Here is a 19,525-nt window from a genome sequence, read left to right as displayed (position 1 = left end):
TACTTGCATGCTCAAGGAGATATAAAATGACCCACTCGAGTACGCGAAGACCCTTTATAATTTTACCTTTATCAACCAATTCCGCACGAGTTAGTGATGTTGCAAGCCTCATCTGAGACAGGTCCATCGTGTGATTTAGTTAAATAATATCCCCAATAATTAACACCAATTCTGTCCGCTGGTCATTTGATACTATTTTAGTAAAATTAATTTCTTTGTTTCAACATATCCCCCAGCTTGCAAACGATAGAAGTAAACTCCGCTTGGTAAACTAGCTGCGCTGAAGTTCACCTCGTGATACCCAGCCTCTTGCTTTCCATCCACAAGCAACGCCACTCTTTGACCGATCGTATTAAAAACACTCAAGCTTACATGCGATGCCTGTGGCAAAGCGTACTTTATTGTTGTTGATGGATTGAAGGGATTGGGGTAGTTTTGAGCAAGATAGTAGTTCATGGGTAATTCGCTAGTAATATCTTTAACGCCAATCCATGGGTTAGAAAAGACAACGATGGAGCTCCATTTACTGTAAAATCGATCAAGAGTCTGGAAGCGAACAAAAATAGTATCATTGCTTCGCGCTGGTGTACTGTCTTTATAAGCGACAAAGATTGTGCTTGAATCGTTCACCGCACTCATTAGCATCGAAACTGTCGGTTCTATTATTCCTCCAACCCGCTTGATATAGTAATCCGCTTTGGTTATATCTTTAAATTGAAATGTTGCAGGTCTTGCTGGGCTCCACCGGTTGTACGAGTCCTTCACACGAAAATAAACCTTATCTCCACGTTGCAACGGCAAGTTGTAAAGATTCATCGTTCCGCCTGGCTCAATGGCGACAGGTGTTCCATTTCCGCTACCAGGATCCGTATTGATAAAATATTCCCCATAAACAAGCGATGCACCAGAATTGGTAAAATTCTCTTTAGGTACTATGCAGCGGGGTGCACTCCATGTATTGTTACTGCTCTTGAAACGGACATACAACCGTGAACCGACTGGAACAATAAGACCACTGACATTGATAGTCACTTCCCAAAGATTATAGGTTCCTGTGATCGATGTACCATTACCTTGACCCGGGTCGGTGTTGATAAAATACTCCCCTGCAACTATTTGCTGGTTCCTATTGTATTGAGCAATAGCAGAAGTAGCACCGATGCAGAAGAGCATTAATATTATTAATATTGTTTTCATTTTCTGGTCTCCTTAATAGTTCGCTCGACCTTTTGCCTGGAGATTGATTGTATTACCGCCGGGGGTAATAATGATTTCAGTAACAACGGGATAGATAGGGCAGTCGGGTCCACCGAAATATCCCATATCGCTTCGTGATCCATCAGGGTCATTCAACGAAGGATTACCAGTATTCCATGAACAAGAAGTGTTTTCTCCAATATGGAAATCCAGCGGAGGAGAATTGAACGGAGGATCGCAGTTCACGTTGCCTTGGTTACCGGTGGTGACCGATGTGGTGCCGTTACAGTATGAAACGTAGAAGTAGCCGTAGGAATAACTTGGCTTGACGAAACCTATCTGAGCATTTAACCTCGAGATACAGTTTACAGCGTAAAGACTACCTGTGGTTGAAGATAATCCATCATGATAGATGCCATATGACCCATTAGCGTAGATAACACAGTTGTTCACGTATGCGGCAGTAGTTCCTGTGGAATAGAGAATACCGTATCTTCCACAACCAACAATGACGCAATTCTTAACAATACCGGCATTTAATTTTATCCCATCTCCACCCGTTGAAGTAATAGCAAACCATTGTATTGTACCTGCACTTATCGTAACGACGGGATTATAATTGCCAATAATACGAGTATTTTCATACCCAGAACCCATAAGTACGACATTTTTATTTAGTGTCACTGGCTCGTTGTATGTCCCGGGCCATACTTTAATTGTATCATTGCTAGAAGCATTAATAATAGCGGTATTGATGCTTGTGTATTGCCCGCCGCCGTTAATATCAACGATGATTGTGTTTGCAGATGAAATGCATATCAATGCAAAAAGTGAAAAAATAATTGCGAGTGGTTTCATAATGTTAACTCCTTGTGAATTATAGGGTTGATAGTTTTATTAATATTTTAACAATTAAAATAGATACACTTGTATATACGCACACTTACCTAATCTTGCAGAAAATTTTTCAAATAAAAATGCAAAAGCCGAACAAACATTGCTTTTTCAATGTAAATTCGGCTATTTTGCTTAAAAAAATATTTTTGGAAACAAGTGCGACTCACCTACCATTCAGAATCTGCCTTGAAGGTGAGTAGTACAAATAAACACCGCTACGGTAATAGTTTATTGTTTTGGGATGTTAAGTATTTTTTATTCATAGTAGTATAATTCACAAACTTTTCTCCATCCCAATATCGAATACCTTTCCTCAAATCTTCAAAATACTGTTCGTCTAATTTCTTGCTCAGTCTTCCATCTGCCACGTATTTGTTGTGTAGAGTTACAAATTTATCCTCACCATCTATACTAATGCATTTTAAAGTTTGGTCGAAAAGATATATGCAACTGTATTCCGTTTTATCAATTTCTTCAGTTACGCTTACAATCAAATCGCCATCCGAAGTGAATCTCATACCCCGCACTCTGTTTCTTGGATGCGATGCATATTTTTTAAAATCAGTTCGATTAATTAGTAAATAATACTTTTCGTTGCCTATTGAGATATCCTTTGGTGTATATTCTTCCGGTGCAGGTGAGTGTCCCTGAAAATTTAGGGGGTCTAAGACAAATAAGGAAGCCAAATTAAATCCGTTGTTTTCACCTGTTGCAATAATTTCTTCTATACCATCGTTGTTTAAATCTCTGTTAATCAGCCCATGAATATTTCCGCTATGCCAATATTCGTTAAGTAGTTTTCCTTCTGCAGCATCAATTTTAATTATTGCTGTCGGATACCAGCCACCATGATGAATATATGCAATAATTTCAAAAGATCCATTTTTCTCAAAATCTCCAACTAAAAATTTTCCAAACTGATATGTATCATCGAATACATTGTTCCCAAATGTCATTTGACGGTTAAATTTGTATGTCCATCGCTCATCACCATCGGGTGTATAGCAATAAATTGCATTTTTTGGTTGCCATTCACTCAGCATGCCAAATATTGCTACTACCTCTTTCTTCCCGTCTCCATCAACATCAACGGTTTGCAGGTAGTTATCCGGATCGAAGCCAGGTTCTTGAACGCGCAATTTTTCCAAATCATACCCTATTCCTATATGTTTTCTCCACAATTCTTCACCATTCTTATTGTACACAACAAGGAATTCATCCTTTGCCCTCGAATATTCTGGTTTTTCATCTTTGATATCGGTTTTCGGGGTCATTAAAAGTAAACCGAATACAAACGCTGCCGCTAAACTCATAAATGATGCAATCGGATGGCGGATTATGAAAGAAACAACCCGTACCGGATATGTTTTTGGAATTTGGTCTAACGTCCTATTCCCAAGTTTTGATTTTGGAAAGATTAAATTACGCAACGTAATTAACTGAATATTTTTTTGTAACCGTTCTTCTGTTGACTTATCAACTTCAGCGTAGTACGATTCCATCTCCTCAAATAATTTGCGGCATCCTTGGCAGTTTTTGATGTGTTTCTCGATATCCTCTTTTTTATCAATAACTTCCGCTGCCTCTAAAACGTAAAGTTCTAATATTTTTTCATCTATATGGTACATTGTATTCATTAATATATACATGCATTTGAGGTTATTTCCAGAAACATCTTACATTTTATGTAATTCATCAAGCATTTTACCTTTCCCAAGTTTCGCGATGTATTCAAACACGGTCCTGTGTTCCGATATGTAAGAATCCTTTGTAATTTCAGTTAATTTACTATTCAGGAAGTCGTAATACGTTCCCTGGATTGTCTCTCCGTTTCCGTATTCAGCTATGAGTACATCGCGCAAGGCGTAAATGTAACAATTAAATACGTTCTCACATTTTTTACCACTCTCGACGTAAGTCGAGTATAGTTCGGATTTAATTTTTTGGCAGACATCTTCTGCTATCTTAATAATATCATCGATATCAGTTGTACATTCATATATTTCTTCTTCGGCCCTTTCCAATTTCCAGCCCACGTGATATATTTCTTTGAACAAACGGACAACATTGTCAAGTGAAACAATTTTATTGTATTCAATTTGACTGTTAATTATTTCGTATAACTTCTTTAGCATTGTTGGTATTTTATCGTGTATCGAAACTGCACGGGCAAGTTCTTGTTTCAGCCATTCACAATTAATCGCTTGAAGATTTTCATTAAGATGAACATTTTTAAGAGTGATGTAATTTTCGCCGAACCGCTCAACCATTTTTAGCGAGGTTGAATTCTCAATGCCAAGTTTAACATTTCTTAAAATCTTTCCGTAGATCGGATCGATTTCACTGTAAATACGAATTATATTTTGTTCGATTTTTTTAAATAATAATTGACGGAGAGCTATGATTATTTGTTCTTCGGTGACAATATTCAGATTTTCAAATTTATTATGGAAGTAACGCTGCAGTTGTTTAAAATTTCCGGAGGTGTCACGGTTAAAAAGATCGCCTAAACAATCGTACACTAAGTCGGAGGCGTTCATCCCAACTGTAAGTGGATTCATCTTACTGTTGTTGATTTTTTTTCGAATCATCGGTAATGCCAAGTCGTAACAAATCGCAACAAAGTCCCTCACATCAGTCAGCGAATAAGTCTGCGACAAAATCATTAACAGAATTTTATGAAGTTGAAATTTTAATTTCATGAATTAAGGGTTTTCAGAAATAAATAATATAAATTTGAGTGTCCGGCAATCCATACTTACCCATTTTCTAAATAGGACAGGACCCAACATTTCAGCAATAAGATAGGGATTATTTTGTTGAGGTTCAAGCGATTATAAAGTTTTTAAGAGAAATTTTTGTTATATTTTTACAGAATGAAATTTAAAAACAACAAAATAATCATAATCGGCGATAAGGTGCTTATCGCACCTGAAAGTGATAAAGATAAAACCGAACACGGTTTATACTTACCGCCGACTGTAAAAGAAAAAGAAAAGGTGCAAAGCGGTTACATCGTAAAAGTAGGTCCTGGCTATCCGGTTCCAAATCCTCAATTTATTGACCAAGAGCCTTGGTCAACAACTCCAAAAGATCCGGTTAAATATATACCGCTTCAAGCTGAAGAAGGCGACTACGCAATCTTCACCAAAGAGCAGGCAATAGAGATTGAATACGAATCGAAAAAATATTTGATTGTTCCGCAGTCAGCAATACTTGTTCTGATTCGGCATACACCAAATATTGAATTCTCTTAATAACTTGAAAGGATAAAAATATGCGACTATTAGGTAGTTCGGGTTTAAAAGTTTCTGAATTATGTTTCGGGACTATGACATTCGGAGGTTCGGGTTATTGGAAGAACGTGGGATCTACGCAACAGCAAGAAGCTGATGAATTAGTGAATATCGCTATCGATTCAGGAATAAATTTTTTTGATACTGCCGATATTTATTCAGACGGGCAATCGGAAATAATATTAGGGAAGGCACTTGGCAAAAAACGGAAAGAAATTATTCTTGCTACAAAAGTTTTCGGAAGGATGGGAAAAGGTCCGAACGATATTGGACTATCGCGCCATCATATTATCGAAGCGTGCAATGCAAGTTTAAAGCGACTCGGAACTGATTACATCGATCTTTATCAGGTACACAATTTCGATCACCTTACACCATTAGATGAATCACTCACTGCACTTGATGATTTAGTGCGTCAAGGAAAAGTCCGCTACATCGGATGTTCGAACTACGCCGGTTGGCAGTTAATGAAAGCGCTCGCAACTTCTGAAAAATATAATTTAGAAAAATTTATCACGCTACAATCTTACTACTCGTTAGTTGCACGGGAATTAGAATTTGAACTCGTGCCTTTATGTCTTGACCAAGGTCTCGGTATTTTACCGTGGAGTCCGTTAGCCGGTGGATTTTTAACAGGTAAGTATCGGCGAGGAAAGCCACGACCCGATGCAGCTCGTCGCAGCAATGCTGAAAAACAGTTTTTGCAATTTGATGAGGAGAAGGGCTTTGATATTGTAGATGAGTTGGAGAAAATTGCAAATAAACACAATGCTACGATTTCACAAGCGGCAATAAATTATTTATTGTGCAAGTCAGCAGTTAGTTCAGTAATCATTGGTGCTCGAAATAAGGAACAACTTTCCGATTTACTCAGAACCGCAGAGTGGGAAATGACTCTCGAAGAAGTTCAACGGTTGGATGAAATTAGTAAGCCTCCCTGGATTTATCCTTACTGGATGTAGGAATTTGCAAGACGAGATTTAGGATTTTAGATTTTAGATTTATGATGCGTCTTTGACGCAGAGTTTTGAGTTTTGAGATTATTCTCAACGTGTTTGGCTTCTCTTCAAAAGCCAAATAAAAATCGGAGCTCCGATGAATGCTGTAACTGTACCAACAGGAATTTCAGCCGGCGAGATTAACGTGCGTGCAATTGTGTCAACAACAACAAGTAGAATTGCACCAAGTAGAAACGAAACAGGTATTAATATTCGGTGGTCAGCTCCGAATATCATTCGCGAAATATGCGGAATAATCAAACCAACAAATCCTATAATACCACTCAACGAAACAACGAGTCCGGTAATAAGTGATGCCAAGCCATAAGAAATTCGTTTAAAATTTTCGACTTCAACACCGAGAGATTGAGCAGCCTCGTCGCCCGTAGCTATCAGGTTATATTTTCTTGAATTTAAATAAATTACGATGATAGCAATTAGAACAACCGGTGCAACGACAAGAAAAGAATTCATATCCGCTGATGATAGATTTCCCATCAACCACAAAAAAGCCCCACGAACTTCCTGATGCCTGATAACCATTACCAACAAAATTATTGCATTAAAAAAAGCACCCACCATTATTCCGGTTAGAAGCAATGTTGTGGGATCAAGTCTCCCATGTTTTTCAGAAACGAAATATACAACCAAAATCACCATCAACGAACCGAGGAAAGCAGAAGCGGGAATACTTATGATGCTTACACCGAGTCCAAAACTAATAGCTAACACGGCGCCTAATGTACCTCCGCTCGACACACCTAATATAAACGGTTCAGCCAACGGATTTCTTAGTAACGCTTGAAACACAACGCCAGCAACCGAAAGCCCGCCACCGACAATAATCGCCAGCAAAATTCTTGGCAGCCGTAGCTCGAACAAGATAGTGCTGTATTCTTCTGCAATTTTTCCACCAGTCAAAAAATTTAATATTTGATTTAATGGGATTGCTACAGTTCCGACTGAAATTGAAAAAATAGAAACTAATAAAAGTGAAAAGAGAAGTAAACTTGAAAGTTGGATTGTATTTTTTAAAGTAATGAACGACCGGTTCACTTTAAAAGCTTCCACATTGATTTTACTAAATCGGGAATCCCTGTATTTGCAACGGCAGAAATAAAATGAACTGAGTCAAATTTCTTGGGAGAGAACTTTATTTTTTTAATTTTTTTCATCAATGCCTCATCGGCTAAATCAGTTTTAGTGATAATAACCATTTGAGGTTTTTTTAACATATCTTTATTGAACAACTTGATTTCTTTCTGAAGCATTTCCAATGCCTTTTTAGGATCTTCGTCTGTGCATTCTATGAGATACACAAGTACACGCGTTCGCTCAATGTGACGGAGAAATTGGATACCAAGTCCTTTTCCCGAATGCGCTCCTTCGATCAGTCCCGGCATATCAGCAACAACAAAACTTTTCGATTCCTGGTAGCGCACGATGCCGAGATTAGGGACGAGTGTCGTAAAAGGATAGTCGGCAATTTTTGGTTTAGCAGCCGATATTACTGAAATCAAAGTCGATTTACCCGCATTTGGCAAACCTACCAAACCAACATCGGCAATTAATTTAAGTTCAAGCTCGAGATGTTTTTCTTCACCTTCTCTCCCCGGTTCAGCAAAACGGGGAGCTTGGTTTGTTGGTGTAGCAAATTCACCATTACCCCTTCCGCCTTTTCCACCTCGTGCAATAATTATTTCCTCCTTATCGTCAATTATATCGAAGAGAACTTCTCCCGTGTCAACATCTTTTATCAAAGTACCACACGGGACTCGAACAATAATATCATCACCATCTTTACCCGATTTGTTTGATGTTTTACCGTTCTCACCATTTTGAGCTTCATATTTTTTATTATATCTAAAATCGAGTAAAGTATTCAAATGATGGTCAGCCCGTAAAATTACACTTCCCCCCTTGCCGCCTTTCCCGCCGTCAGGTCCCCCTTTTGGTACATATTTCTCTCTCCTGAAACTAACCATTCCTTTACCGCCGTTTCCTGATTTTACAACTATTTTTGCATAATCAATAAACTGCATCTCTATTTTCCTTTTCTGGTGAAGAAGCGGTTGTATGTTATTTCTGTAAATCGTGTGGCTTCGGGTGAATACAAATCGACCTCATTCAATATATATATTTCATCAACATATTTCGATGCTTCTTTCCACGATGTCATGTTGTTGATATCAGTAACTGCATCTGAAAAATCTTTTTCGTTCTTCCTGAAAATTTTCTTGACGAATCGTTTTCGTTCATCATCATCGAAAAAATTTTCCAGTGGAAGTAATTGAGATTTTGTAGATAGCTGAGGCGAAATCGAATCGTTTTTTTCGACCACTTCCGATTCATCAATAGTAATGGTAACAACCGGCGAATCTTCGAGTGGTGCCGTTACAGGTATTTCAACCGGAATTTTTTGCAGAGTGTTTTCGAATTCAAATCCATCGTAAGTTTTACGCAAATCTTCAAGCAGTATGCACAATTCATCAAACGATATTTCGTTCACATGTCTCTGTAGTTCGATTTGTAATCTATCGACAACCTTTCGCATCCCTTTATCGTCAAATAATTTAATGAGTCCTTTAGTAGGAACTGTTGATTTAGTTTCACGATTACCGTAATTTATAAAATCATAAATAGCTAAAGTTATTTGAGCTAACTGATAACCGTCCTTGCGGCGGATGTATTCACGATCGCATTTCCAAATCAGCGATTGAAATTCATTTATAGTCATCAGCTTGATATTTTTTTCCTTAATGATTCGAACTATCAAGTCTTTTAAATATTCATAGACGCTAAAATTTCGCAGCGCCTTAAGTATTACATCGGATGATACTTGCGTGGTATTATCGAAAAGGAAACTTCGCAACGTCCATTGCGGCCTCATAAGATAATTAAGTAGTAGATGAATTGCATCGTGAACTAATTCTAAATATTCATGCCGGTTAAAAGAATAGTTGAGCACAAGTATCGAATTCATCCGGTTCTGTAAACTAATGACTTCCGGATGTGAAAAATCGAACCTGCTGTTCACGAAATTATTCCGCAATTCGTCCTGAAGCTTTTGCTCAACATCCACTCGTATCATATTTCTCAACGGAAGTGGTATCTCGGCAGCTAAAACTTCTTTTAACGATATCCTTTCAGCACTACCTATCGTGCGGATAAGTGTTAGCTTGTTTAGTCGGTCTATTTCTTTCTCATACACGTTAGTTTGAACCCCTTTTTATTATTGATTTTACACGGTCTATTTCTTTTTGAGCGCCTGCTTTAAATGTCGCATCAATGCCGGGACGATCAATTATTTGCTGATACATTGATAGAGCCTGATCGTATTTTTCCATCCGCTCGTATGATTGTCCTGCCATATAAAACGACGTAGCGGTCCAGTCTACTTTTTTGTTTTGCATAACCAAGTAGGGAACTTTTAGAAACTCTAAAATTCCTTGTTGATAATCGCCTTTGTAATAATATGTTTCACCGAGGTTGTAACGAATTTCAGCTTCATAATCGCTGCCGACTTCATCGAGTAAGATTTGAAAATGCATTACTGCTTGATCGTAGTATCCAAGACGTGAATATAAAATACCAATTTTTATACGCTGATCGGTAATAGATGGATCCTTCGGATAACGTTCGATAAAATTGCGCGCCATTTTCAGAGCCGCATCGTTAAGTTTAGTTGCCTCATAGGCTTCAATCAGATTGATCATAGCATATCTTAGAATTTCACCCTCTTTGTCAGGATTATCTACAATTTGCTGATAATATTTTATTGCTTCAGCATATTTTTCACCGTTGAAATTTATATTACCTAAAGCGAGGAAAACTCGTGGAATGACATCGGAGTTTGAGTACTTCTTCAGAACCGATTCATATTTTTTTATCGCATCCGCACTATTTTTATTTAATTCCATAATCCTGCCTAAATAATATTCCGACAGCGGCGCATAACGCGTTCCGTCGTAATCGTCGGCAATATCTGTAAATATTTTTTTCGCAGTTGAATAATCTTGCTTCCGGAAATATATCAAAGCTTTTTCATATTCTATCTCTGCTAAATTATCAACGCTCTTCTTATAATTTTTGGAAAATTCTAATATCAGTGGTTGTGCACCTTTTAAATCGTCGATGCGTAATTTAGATACAATCGTTTTAGTAAGATAATATTTTTTATCATCTTCGTTTATAGCTGAAACAAGTAGAGCACTATATTGTTGTGATGCTTCTAAATAACGTTCAGTTTGAAAAAGCAAATCAGCGATTTCGCGGTTTGCCAGAACGGAACCTAATTTACCGGCAAGTTTATAATAAGCCGCAGCGGCATCGGCAACTCCTTGATTTTTCATTATGTTACCGAGAGCCAAGTAACCGTCAACTTTTGCTTCGGCGTTCGGTTCTGATAACAAATATTCCCGATAGAATAAAATCGCTTTTGGTGAATCACCCTTAAGTTCGTACGCTTTAGCTAAATAATATTTATAATTAATTGGTTCTACAAATGGATTTTGTGCCTCTTTTTCAAACCGGTTTTTTATAAAATAAATTGCTTCATCATATTTATTAGATTCAACAAGTGATTTTACATATTGTTCAATTGTTTCTTGGGCAATCTCTGTGTAGTAATATTCTTCTTCTATTTTTTTAAAAACCTTTACAGCTTCTTCAGGTTTTCCGGTCTTCAGCAAGATATCGCCAAGAAGTTTCAACCCGCTAACTGTGTAATTTCCGTTTGGATATTTTCCAGTATGATTTTTTAAAAACGCAATCGCCGAATCCATTTTGCCTGATTGAAAATAAATTCTAGCGGCTTGCATCATAGCATATTCTTCTGATTCAGGTGTAGCAGGATTTTTAATAATTAGGTTACATATTGTTAAAGCATTGGTAAGTTTATTTGTTTGAAGATATTGTTCAATCAGAAGTTTATAAACTTCGGGTACAAAAGATGTTTTGGGAGGAGATGAAATAAATTCATTCAACAATTTTTCAGCTTCTTCAGGTTTAGCAGATTTCAATTTCAGATTCAAAAGTTTAAAAGCTGCTTCGTGTGAGTTTTTATCGTTAGGAAAAAGTTTTATAAATTCAGAAAAATAATTTATAGGAACATCCGTATGATTAGCTGAGTATTTCAACGCACGTTCGGCAGCAATCGCACGATTATAATATGCGATTGGTAAGTTCGGTCCTGTAATTTTCGCTTCAATTGCGGATGAATATTGTTCAACCGCTGATTGATAATCTTTTAAATCATCGAAGTAAACCTGAGCTAAATTAAAAGCAAGCTCACCCCGATTCTTCCCTATTAACAAGTCGCCGAGGAGTTTAGCAATTTTTTCGAGTCCGCTTTTGTAATTCTTATTTTCATAAATCAATATTCTATCTAAGTTTTCTTTTGCCTGTAAAGCTTCACGATCGGCCGGATAATATTTTATAATTTCTTCAAAAGTTCTTACGGCGGAAGCATAATTTCCGGCTTGCGAACAACTCTCACCTATTTTTAATTTAATCCAACTTAATTGATAGCTATGCGGTTTTGCCTGCAGCGCCTCTTCATAATAGGTTTTTGCCCGATCATGATCTTTAAAACGATCTTTAAACAAATCACCAATTCGGATCAAGGCATCTTGTGTTCCTTCACCATGAGGGTATTTTTCCAAATACCTTTTGCAATATTCAACCGAAAGGGTAATATTATCTAACATCTCAGCAACAATCGAAGCTTGTGCAAAAGCTTGCGGTTTGTACTCATCAGAAATAGAATTGATAACCTGATTAAAAGAGTTTATCGCCCCTTTGTAGTTTTTAACTCTTTCAAAAGATTTGCCGCTTAAAAATAATGCTTGATTTATTTTTTCGCTCTTGGGAAAATTATTAATAAATTTTTCGAACTGTTCCGATGAATTTTTAAAGTCGTTCGATTTGTAATATGCAATTCCAATTTGTAATGAAGCTTTTTCTTTTAAACCACTATCTGCATTTTTATCAGAAAGCACTTTTTTAAAATACTCTATGGCTTTATTATAATCGCCAGCGTTAGCAGAGGACAAACCAAGTTCAATATTTGCTAATGCTGCGGCAGGAGTTCCTTTGTAATCCATCAATATTTTGTTAAAAAGTTTTTCAGCTTCTTCATACTGTCCGGTTAAATGGTATATTCTGCCTAAAAGCAGCATTCCGTCAGCCCGATATTTCGAAGTTCCATCCACAACACTTTTAACTTCACGCGTTGCCAAATCGATATTTCCTTCACCAAAGAACAACTCAGCGAGTGCTAAACGCGCAGCCGGTACAAAATCGGAAGAACTGTAATCTTGCAGAATTACGCGTAGATTCTTTCGCGCATTTACAACATCGGAAACTGTGCGAAAATATTTAGCCGACAATAACAACGCATCAGGGGCGAGCGGACTTCGTGGATGGAACACGCGAACTCGCTCGAATGCTAAAGCTGCTTCGCGATAATTTTCTAAAGCGACGTATGATTCGCCTACTTTAAACCAAGCTTCGGCGGCTTTATTATGATCAGTATACGTAAGAGCAAAATTTTGAAATGCAACACGGGCATCCTCATAACGTTTTAGTTTGGATAACGTCAAGCCGATGTAAAATCGCGCCTCAATACTTTGGTTACTTGCGGGATATGAATTAACAAAATTTTTAAACTGGTCGAGCGCCAAATCTGTTAATCCGTCTTTATATAAATTTACAGCAAGTTTGAACTCGGCACTTTCTTTCGTCTCTTGCGGCACAGAACCGGCAATCAGAATAAAATTCAAAATTATCGGCAATATAATATATTTTATTATTTTCAATAGCATACAACAAATGCTTAATTCTGCTTTAACAAATTTCCTATTTTTGTATTATTATCAATCTCGTAATTTTTAATCCAACTTAAATCTTTAATAAATTTGTGCAAATTTTCAAAACTATCTTGTCTGTTTTGTAACAAAGTTGTTCTAAAAAAGCTTCTCTTCTCTTCGGATAAATGATCGCAGATAAATTCCAAATCTTTTTTCAACTTTTCGATCTTTTCTTGATATTCTAATAGCAATTTATTTGTATTTCCCGGTTGATCTGTCCGTTTAATTGATTTTAATGCGTTATGTAAAAATTTCGATGTAAAAATGATATTGCTCAATTCCCACTGCAAACCATATTCAACGGAACACCCGAAAATATCAAGCACAACATCGGGATAGTAGAATTTTCTGTTTGAATAGGCTTCTATATCAAATAATAGTTTTTGATTTGAAGTAATCACACGAACAATTTATTCTTAATATAATCCAACATTTGACAATTTGCAAAATTTTGGTGTTTCCCCTATATGAAATATTCCTTTATCTTCTCCGCAACCTTCTCACCCACAATTTCAGATAACTGTTCTGTATTAGCAAATTTTACACCTTGCACGGAACCAAACGTCTCGAGCAATTCTTTAGTTTTCTTTTTGCCGACCCCTTTTATCAAATCCAATTCAGTCTGCAATGTTCTTTTCGTTCGTAATTTTCTATGATACTCTACGGCAAATCGGTGCGCCTCATCCCGGATTCGCTGAAGAAGTTTCAAGCTCGCTGATGTTTTAAGTATCGATTGCGGTTCAGATATATTCGGAAAATATATTTCCTCTAATTTCTTCGCCAAACCTATAATAGGAATATTTTGGAATTTCGAATTTCGTCCGCCATAGGCGGATTCGAATTTCTTAATAACCTCCACCGCGCTCGATAGCTGTCCTTTGCCACCATCTACCATAATTAAATCGGGAAGTTTTTGTCCCTCCTCGATCAATCGTGAATACCGCCGTTGCACGACTTCACGCATACTTGCATAATCGTCGGGACCTGTAACTGTCTGAATTTTATATCGTTTATATTCACTCTTTTTTGGTTTACCGTTTTCAAATACCACAAGCGATGCTGCAGTATCTGCACCTTGAATATTCGATATATCGAAACATTCGATCCTGTATGGTAAGTACTTAAGGTGTAAATCTTTTTGAAGGAGTTCTAATATTTTGGGAACCTTCTCGCCTCGTTTCAACTTTTGAATTTTTAGATCATCGAGGAGATATTTTGCATTCGCCTGACACATTGCAACAAGTTTAGCTTTGTCGCCAATTTTAGGAACGATGATTGAAACTTTTGATTGCCGTTTTTCAGAAAGCCATATTTCTATTGTTTCTGTCTCATCAATTTCACAAGGAAGAAATATTTCTTTGGGATAATAATCTGCTTCCAAATAATAAATTCGGAGAAACTGCGATATTATTTCAGCTTCAGGTTTTTCTGCAACACCGCTCATGTAATAATGCTGTCTGCCTATTAATTTCCCGTCCCGGATTTTGAACAAGACTCCGCAAGCATCATCCCCTTCGATCGCCGCCGATATAATATCCCTATCGAGTAAGTCGGTATCAATAATTTTTTGACGATCGCTGTAATTACGTAATCCACGAATCTTATCACGAACTGCAGCAGCGGCTTCAAAATTCATAGCTTCAGATTCTGCAAGCATTTGTTTTTCAAGATTAGATATTAGTCCGGATGTTTTGCCGCGTAACACCTGTGCAACTTCGTTAATCATTGCATTGTATTGGTGCCAATTTACAAGACCTTCGCAGGGTCCCTCGCATTTTTTAATGTGATAATCGAGGCATACACGTATTTTCTTTTTGCGGATCGTTTCATCATCAATATGATAATTGCAGGAACGCACCTTGAAAACATCGCGTATCATTTTTAAAGACCCACGCATATTTTTCGCGTCGGTAAACGGTCCGAAATATTTAGAACCGTTGTGAATAATTCGGCGGGTAACGAACACACGAGGGAATGGCTCGTTCGTTATAACAACATAGGGAAAACTTTTATCGTCTCTCAGGAATATATTGTATTTTGGTTTGAACTTTTTTATAAGAACTGCTTCAAGGATTAACGCTTCCACTTCGGAATCGGTTACAATAATTTCCACATCGGCGGTTTTCGAAATCATTGTTTCGGTTTTAATATCTAAACTTCGCGATTTATGAAAATACTGCCTAACCCTGCTGCGTAAGTTTTTAGCTTTGCCAACATATAATATTTTGCCTTCATCGTTTTTAAACTGATATATCCCCGGTTTATTGGGCAGGTTGGGAAGTTTTTCGGGCAACGAGATAAACTGTGGAGCGATTTTTAAAATTAACTTGGGTTCTTCATCCATCATAAATATTACTTCCCCATATTCTTTTATTCTTCAAAATCTTTTAAAGGTTCATCAAAGTCGGGTGACGTAATAAAATATTTTTTCTGACTCAATTCGATCAAAACTCCGTTTGTAGATTTGGGATGGATAAAAGCAATTAATTTTCCGCCTGCACCGACTTTCGGTGTTTCATCTATCAACCTGACTCCCTCCTTCTTCAAACGTGAAAGCTCTTTCTCAATATCATCAACTTCAAAAGAGAGATGATGAATACCTTCTCCGCGATTCTCAAGAAATTTTGAGATTGGAGAATCCAATGAAGACGGCTCTAATAACTCTATGTGTACTCCTCGTACATCTAAAAAAGCAAGGTTTACTTTTTGGTCTTCTACAGTTTCGAAATGAACATCGTCCTGATTAAAAAGCTTTTTAAAATTATCAACTGATTCTGTCAAATTTTTGACAGCAATGCCGATATGCGAAATATTTGTGAACATTGTTATATCCGTTTTATTCTTTCTTAATATCTGAAGTTACGCAAAAGAGTCATTCTGATCCCGCTCGTAGAGCGGGAGAAGAATCTGAAACCTCAAATTCAGGCTATTTTTAGATGTTTCGCTTCGCTCAACATGACAAAAAGTCAATTCTGCGTAACTTCAGTTAATATAGAAAAAGGGATTGAGACGAGCAAAAATGATTTCACCCGCTCGACCGAACGGTCGTTCGGGCAGGGATTTTTGATTTGAGATTGGAGATTGGAGATTGTGAAAATAACGGAAACATTTACTCATTTACTCATTTATTTATGGAGCCAATGATAAAATGATTCGACATCCAATAATCCAATATTCCACTACTCCATCATTACTTCACATCCACAAATTCCTATCGAGTGTTCGGTATTGAATTGCTTCGCTCATGTGTTCCGGTCGAATGTTTTCTGAACCTGTAAGGTCGGCAATCGTACGGGAGACTTTCAATATTCTATCGTACGCACGCGCGGATAATCCTAATTTTGTAATTGCCATTTTTAGGAGCTCTTCGCCGTCCGAATTGATTTGGCAAAATTCTCTTATATCTTTCGACTGCATATCGGAATTTGCATACATACTTTTACGTCCTGCAAAACGTTTCATTTGAATTTTACGTGCCTCAATAACCCGATCCCGAATTTTCACTGATGACTCGCCCGAAGTTTTGCTGGACAAGTCCTTATACTTAACTGCGGGAACTTCGATATGCAAATCAATTCTATCAAGCAGCGGACCGGATATTTTTGCCATATACTTTTGGATTTGCATTTGCGAGCAAGTGCATTCTTTCGCCGGATCTGTGTAATAGCCGCACGGACAGGGATTCATAGAGCAAACAAGCATAAAATTAGCGGGAAACTCAAGCGTCATCTTTGAACGACTAACAGTTATCCTTCCATCTTCCAATGGCTGCCGCAAGACTTCCAATACATTACGTGCAAATTCAGGTAGTTCATCGAGGAACAGCACTCCGTGATGGGCAAGCGATATTTCGCCCGGACGCGGAATTGTTCCACCACCAACGAGCGCACTATCGGATATTGTGTGATGCGGTGAGCGATAAGGGCGCGTTGCAACGAGCGCCGAGTTCGGCGGCAACACTCCTGCTACCGAATGTATCTTAGTTGTCTCGATTGCCTCCTCAAATGTCATTGGTGGTAATATTGTCGGTAAGCGTTTTGCCAGCATTGTTTTTCCTGAACCGGGGGGACCGATCATAATTATATTGTGAGCACCTGCAGCAGCAACTTCGAGTGCACGTTTCACATTCTCCTGCCCTTTCACATCGGCAAAATCGATCGTGTATTGCTTCTCTTGCGCAAACACTTCATCCATATTAATCTTGAATGGTTTTAACAACTCGTATTCACCATTAAGGAAATCTACAGTTTCACTCAAACTCGCCATAGGATAAACATCGATCCCTTCGACCATAGCCGCTTCTTTGGCGTTTTCTTTTGGAAGTATCATCCCTCTCATATTATTTATTTTAGCTTCTACGGCAATCGGCAAAATACCATGAACCGGTCGCAGTGTTCCATCGAGTGCAAGTTCACCTAACATAATAAAATCCTTTAAGATTTCCGATTTGATATTCTCGGTTGCAGTTAGTATTCCAATTGCTATGGGTAAGTCGTAAGCTGATCCTTCCTTCTTAATATCGGCGGGGGCTAAATTAACGGTGATGCGTAAATGAGGGAGGTTGATGTTTGAATTTTTAATTGCTGCTATTACCCGTTCGCGACTCTCTTTCACCGCGTTATCGGGTAAACCAACAACGACGAAACTTTGTAAACCTTTTTCGAGATTAGTTTCGACCTGCACTATGTGTGCATTAATCCCATAGGTTGCACTGCTGAGAACTTGCGAGAGCATATTATTCCTCGATTTTAATTTGTTAGAATATAAGGAAGGATTTGTAAAAAACAAAAAGCCGACTTGGGTAATTTGATAGTATTAATTTAATTTGTTATAATTCAAGCAAAAATTAGGTAAAAAAAAGACATCTATATTTAAGGGAAATAATGAATTGTCTAAAAGAAATTTTGAATCCAACTTTGAATGACAGAATCCCATAACAAAATCAAACAATTAGTTAAGCATTTCAGAGAGCAGCAAGCCACCTACCTTTCGCCCGGTTATCAGGAGTCGCAGGTGAGGCAGGATTTTATTGACAAATTTTTTGCCGCATTAGGTTGGGATGTTACACACGATTTTCAAAAGAATCCGTACGAGCAGGAAGTTAAGATTGAAAACAAAGTTAGTACTTCCGGCTCGCAGCGCCGCGCCGACTATGCCTTTTTCACAGCCCCTAACTTTCGCGATGTTAAATTCTTTGTAGAAGCAAAGAAACCATCGCGCAACCTATCCAACCCTAACGATTATTACCAAGCAATTCGCTATGGTTGGAATTCAAAAACACCTATCGCCGTGCTTACCGATTTTGAGGAACTTCATATACTCGATTGCAGGTTTAAACCCGATATAAAAACCGCTCTCGACCGCAAACTTGAAAAATTCCACTATACCGATTACGAAGATGAAGAAAAATTCAAAAAACTATTTTATCTATTAAGCCGCGATGAAGTCGCAAACGGCTCGATAGAAAAATATTCCGGCTCGTTAGGCAAACCGCGCGCTAAGGCAGCACGCAAAGGTATGATTGCCGAATACAAACCGGTAGATGAAGCATTCCTTGAATCGTTGGACGGCTACCGCGAACAATTAGCCCGCGCATTTAAAAATAAAAACCAAAACTTAGAAGGCGAGGAACTTACCGAAGCAGTACAGCGGACAATAGACCGGCTCGTGTTTATTCGCTTCCTTGAAGATAAATCGATTGAAGAGCCCTCCCTCGCGACAATAAAAGATAAAGCAGATGTGTGGAAGGCTTTTGTTGGTTTGTGCAAACGGCTTGAGCCAAAGTATAACGGTCTCGTATTTAAACCGCACAGGGTTATTGACTCGCCTGATTTTGTTCCGCCGGAGAATAAACTTTTTGCCGATATATGCGATGAGCTTGCCAACCCAACTTCGCCTTACGATTTTGATAAAATACCGATTTCTATTTTAGGTAGTATATACGAACGCTTCCTCGGTAAAGTTGTAACCGCTACCGATAAGCGGGCAAAGGTAATTGAGAAACCGGAAGTACGCAAAGCAGGCGGCGTGTATTATACGCCTGAATATATTGTGAGGTATATTGTTAATGGAACTGTCGGAAAGCTGCTGTATGAAAAAAAGGGTATAGGGTTTAGTAATGAGGGTGTAGGATCGAATAATAAAAGTATAGGAGGAGAATCTTATGACACTACAAACGTACAAGGAATTGAAAGTGTGGAAGCGGGCGATGTCGTTGGTGGAGGAAATCTACAAACTGAGAGCCCCCCCATAAGTCAGGGCGGGCTTC

Annotated in this window: 14 protein-coding genes; 2 read left to right on the top strand and 12 right to left on the bottom strand. The window is 38.0% G+C overall.

What is annotated here, in order from left to right; genetic code table 11:
• Positions 1-192: 192 nt before the first annotated feature.
• The 4 genes from QME58_08720 to QME58_08705 form a co-directional block, all read right to left on the bottom strand.
• Complete coding sequence (locus tag QME58_08720; GenBank protein ID MDI6803916.1) at positions 193-1,197, bottom strand: T9SS type A sorting domain-containing protein; 1,005 nt, start codon at positions 1,195-1,197, stop codon at positions 193-195.
• Positions 1,198-1,209: 12 nt separating this feature from the next.
• Entirely contained in the window at positions 1,210-2,055 is an 846-nt protein-coding gene (locus QME58_08715; GenBank protein MDI6803915.1) for a pectinesterase family protein, read from the bottom strand.
• Positions 2,056-2,309: 254 nt separating this feature from the next.
• Positions 2,310-3,743 carry a hypothetical protein gene (locus QME58_08710; protein MDI6803914.1) on the bottom strand — a complete coding sequence of 478 codons (1,434 nt, stop codon included), beginning with the start codon at positions 3,741-3,743 and terminating at the stop codon, positions 2,310-2,312.
• A 27-nt stretch (positions 3,744-3,770) separates the two neighbouring features.
• The gene (locus tag QME58_08705; protein MDI6803913.1) at positions 3,771-4,796 is read right to left on the bottom strand and encodes a hypothetical protein; all 1,026 of its coding nucleotides are present in this window, start codon (positions 4,794-4,796) and stop codon (positions 3,771-3,773) included.
• Between the two features lie 174 nt (positions 4,797-4,970).
• On the opposite strand from QME58_08705, the gene QME58_08700 reads away from it, so the two are divergent.
• Positions 4,971-5,351, top strand: coding sequence for a co-chaperone GroES family protein (locus tag QME58_08700; protein MDI6803912.1), 381 nt, complete (start codon positions 4,971-4,973; stop codon positions 5,349-5,351).
• 20 nt (positions 5,352-5,371) lie between these two features.
• A complete protein-coding gene (locus tag QME58_08695; GenBank protein MDI6803911.1) occupies positions 5,372-6,352 on the top strand; it encodes an aldo/keto reductase in 981 nt (326 codons plus the stop codon).
• 84 nt (positions 6,353-6,436) lie between these two features.
• On the opposite strand, the gene QME58_08690 is transcribed toward QME58_08695, so the two are convergent.
• From QME58_08690 to QME58_08655, 8 genes are all read right to left on the bottom strand, one after another.
• Positions 6,437-7,459: an iron ABC transporter permease gene (locus QME58_08690; GenBank protein ID MDI6803910.1), complete on the bottom strand. Its 1,023-nt coding sequence runs from the start codon at positions 7,457-7,459 to the stop codon at positions 6,437-6,439.
• A complete protein-coding gene (gene obgE, locus QME58_08685) occupies positions 7,441-8,430 on the bottom strand; it encodes a GTPase ObgE (protein MDI6803909.1) in 990 nt (329 codons plus the stop codon). The genes QME58_08690 and obgE overlap by 19 nt, the downstream gene beginning before the upstream one ends.
• A gap of 2 nt (positions 8,431-8,432) precedes the next feature.
• On the bottom strand, positions 8,433-9,599 hold the full coding sequence (locus QME58_08680) for a hypothetical protein (protein MDI6803908.1): 1,167 nt from the start codon (positions 9,597-9,599) through the stop codon (positions 8,433-8,435).
• Between the two features lies 1 nt (position 9,600).
• The gene (locus tag QME58_08675) at positions 9,601-13,170 is read right to left on the bottom strand and encodes a tetratricopeptide repeat protein (protein ID MDI6803907.1); all 3,570 of its coding nucleotides are present in this window, start codon (positions 13,168-13,170) and stop codon (positions 9,601-9,603) included.
• 53 nt (positions 13,171-13,223) lie between these two features.
• Positions 13,224-13,658 (bottom strand): hypothetical protein, encoded by a 435-nt coding sequence (locus QME58_08670; GenBank protein ID MDI6803906.1) that lies wholly within the window; start codon positions 13,656-13,658, stop codon positions 13,224-13,226.
• A gap of 62 nt (positions 13,659-13,720) precedes the next feature.
• Entirely contained in the window at positions 13,721-15,604 is a 1,884-nt protein-coding gene (gene uvrC / locus QME58_08665; GenBank protein ID MDI6803905.1) for an excinuclease ABC subunit UvrC, read from the bottom strand.
• Positions 15,605-15,627: 23 nt separating this feature from the next.
• Positions 15,628-16,080, bottom strand: coding sequence for a methylmalonyl-CoA epimerase (gene mce, locus QME58_08660; GenBank protein ID MDI6803904.1), 453 nt, complete (start codon positions 16,078-16,080; stop codon positions 15,628-15,630).
• A gap of 372 nt (positions 16,081-16,452) precedes the next feature.
• Positions 16,453-18,045 carry a YifB family Mg chelatase-like AAA ATPase gene (locus QME58_08655; protein ID MDI6803903.1) on the bottom strand — a complete coding sequence of 531 codons (1,593 nt, stop codon included), beginning with the start codon at positions 18,043-18,045 and terminating at the stop codon, positions 16,453-16,455.
• Positions 18,046-19,525 lie beyond the last annotated feature (1,480 nt).

It is taken from the genome of Bacteroidota bacterium (assembly GCA_030017895.1).
Taxonomy (GTDB): domain Bacteria; phylum Bacteroidota; class Ignavibacteria; order UBA10030; family BY39; genus JASEGV01.
This window is presented reverse-complemented; position numbering and strand designations above follow the sequence as displayed.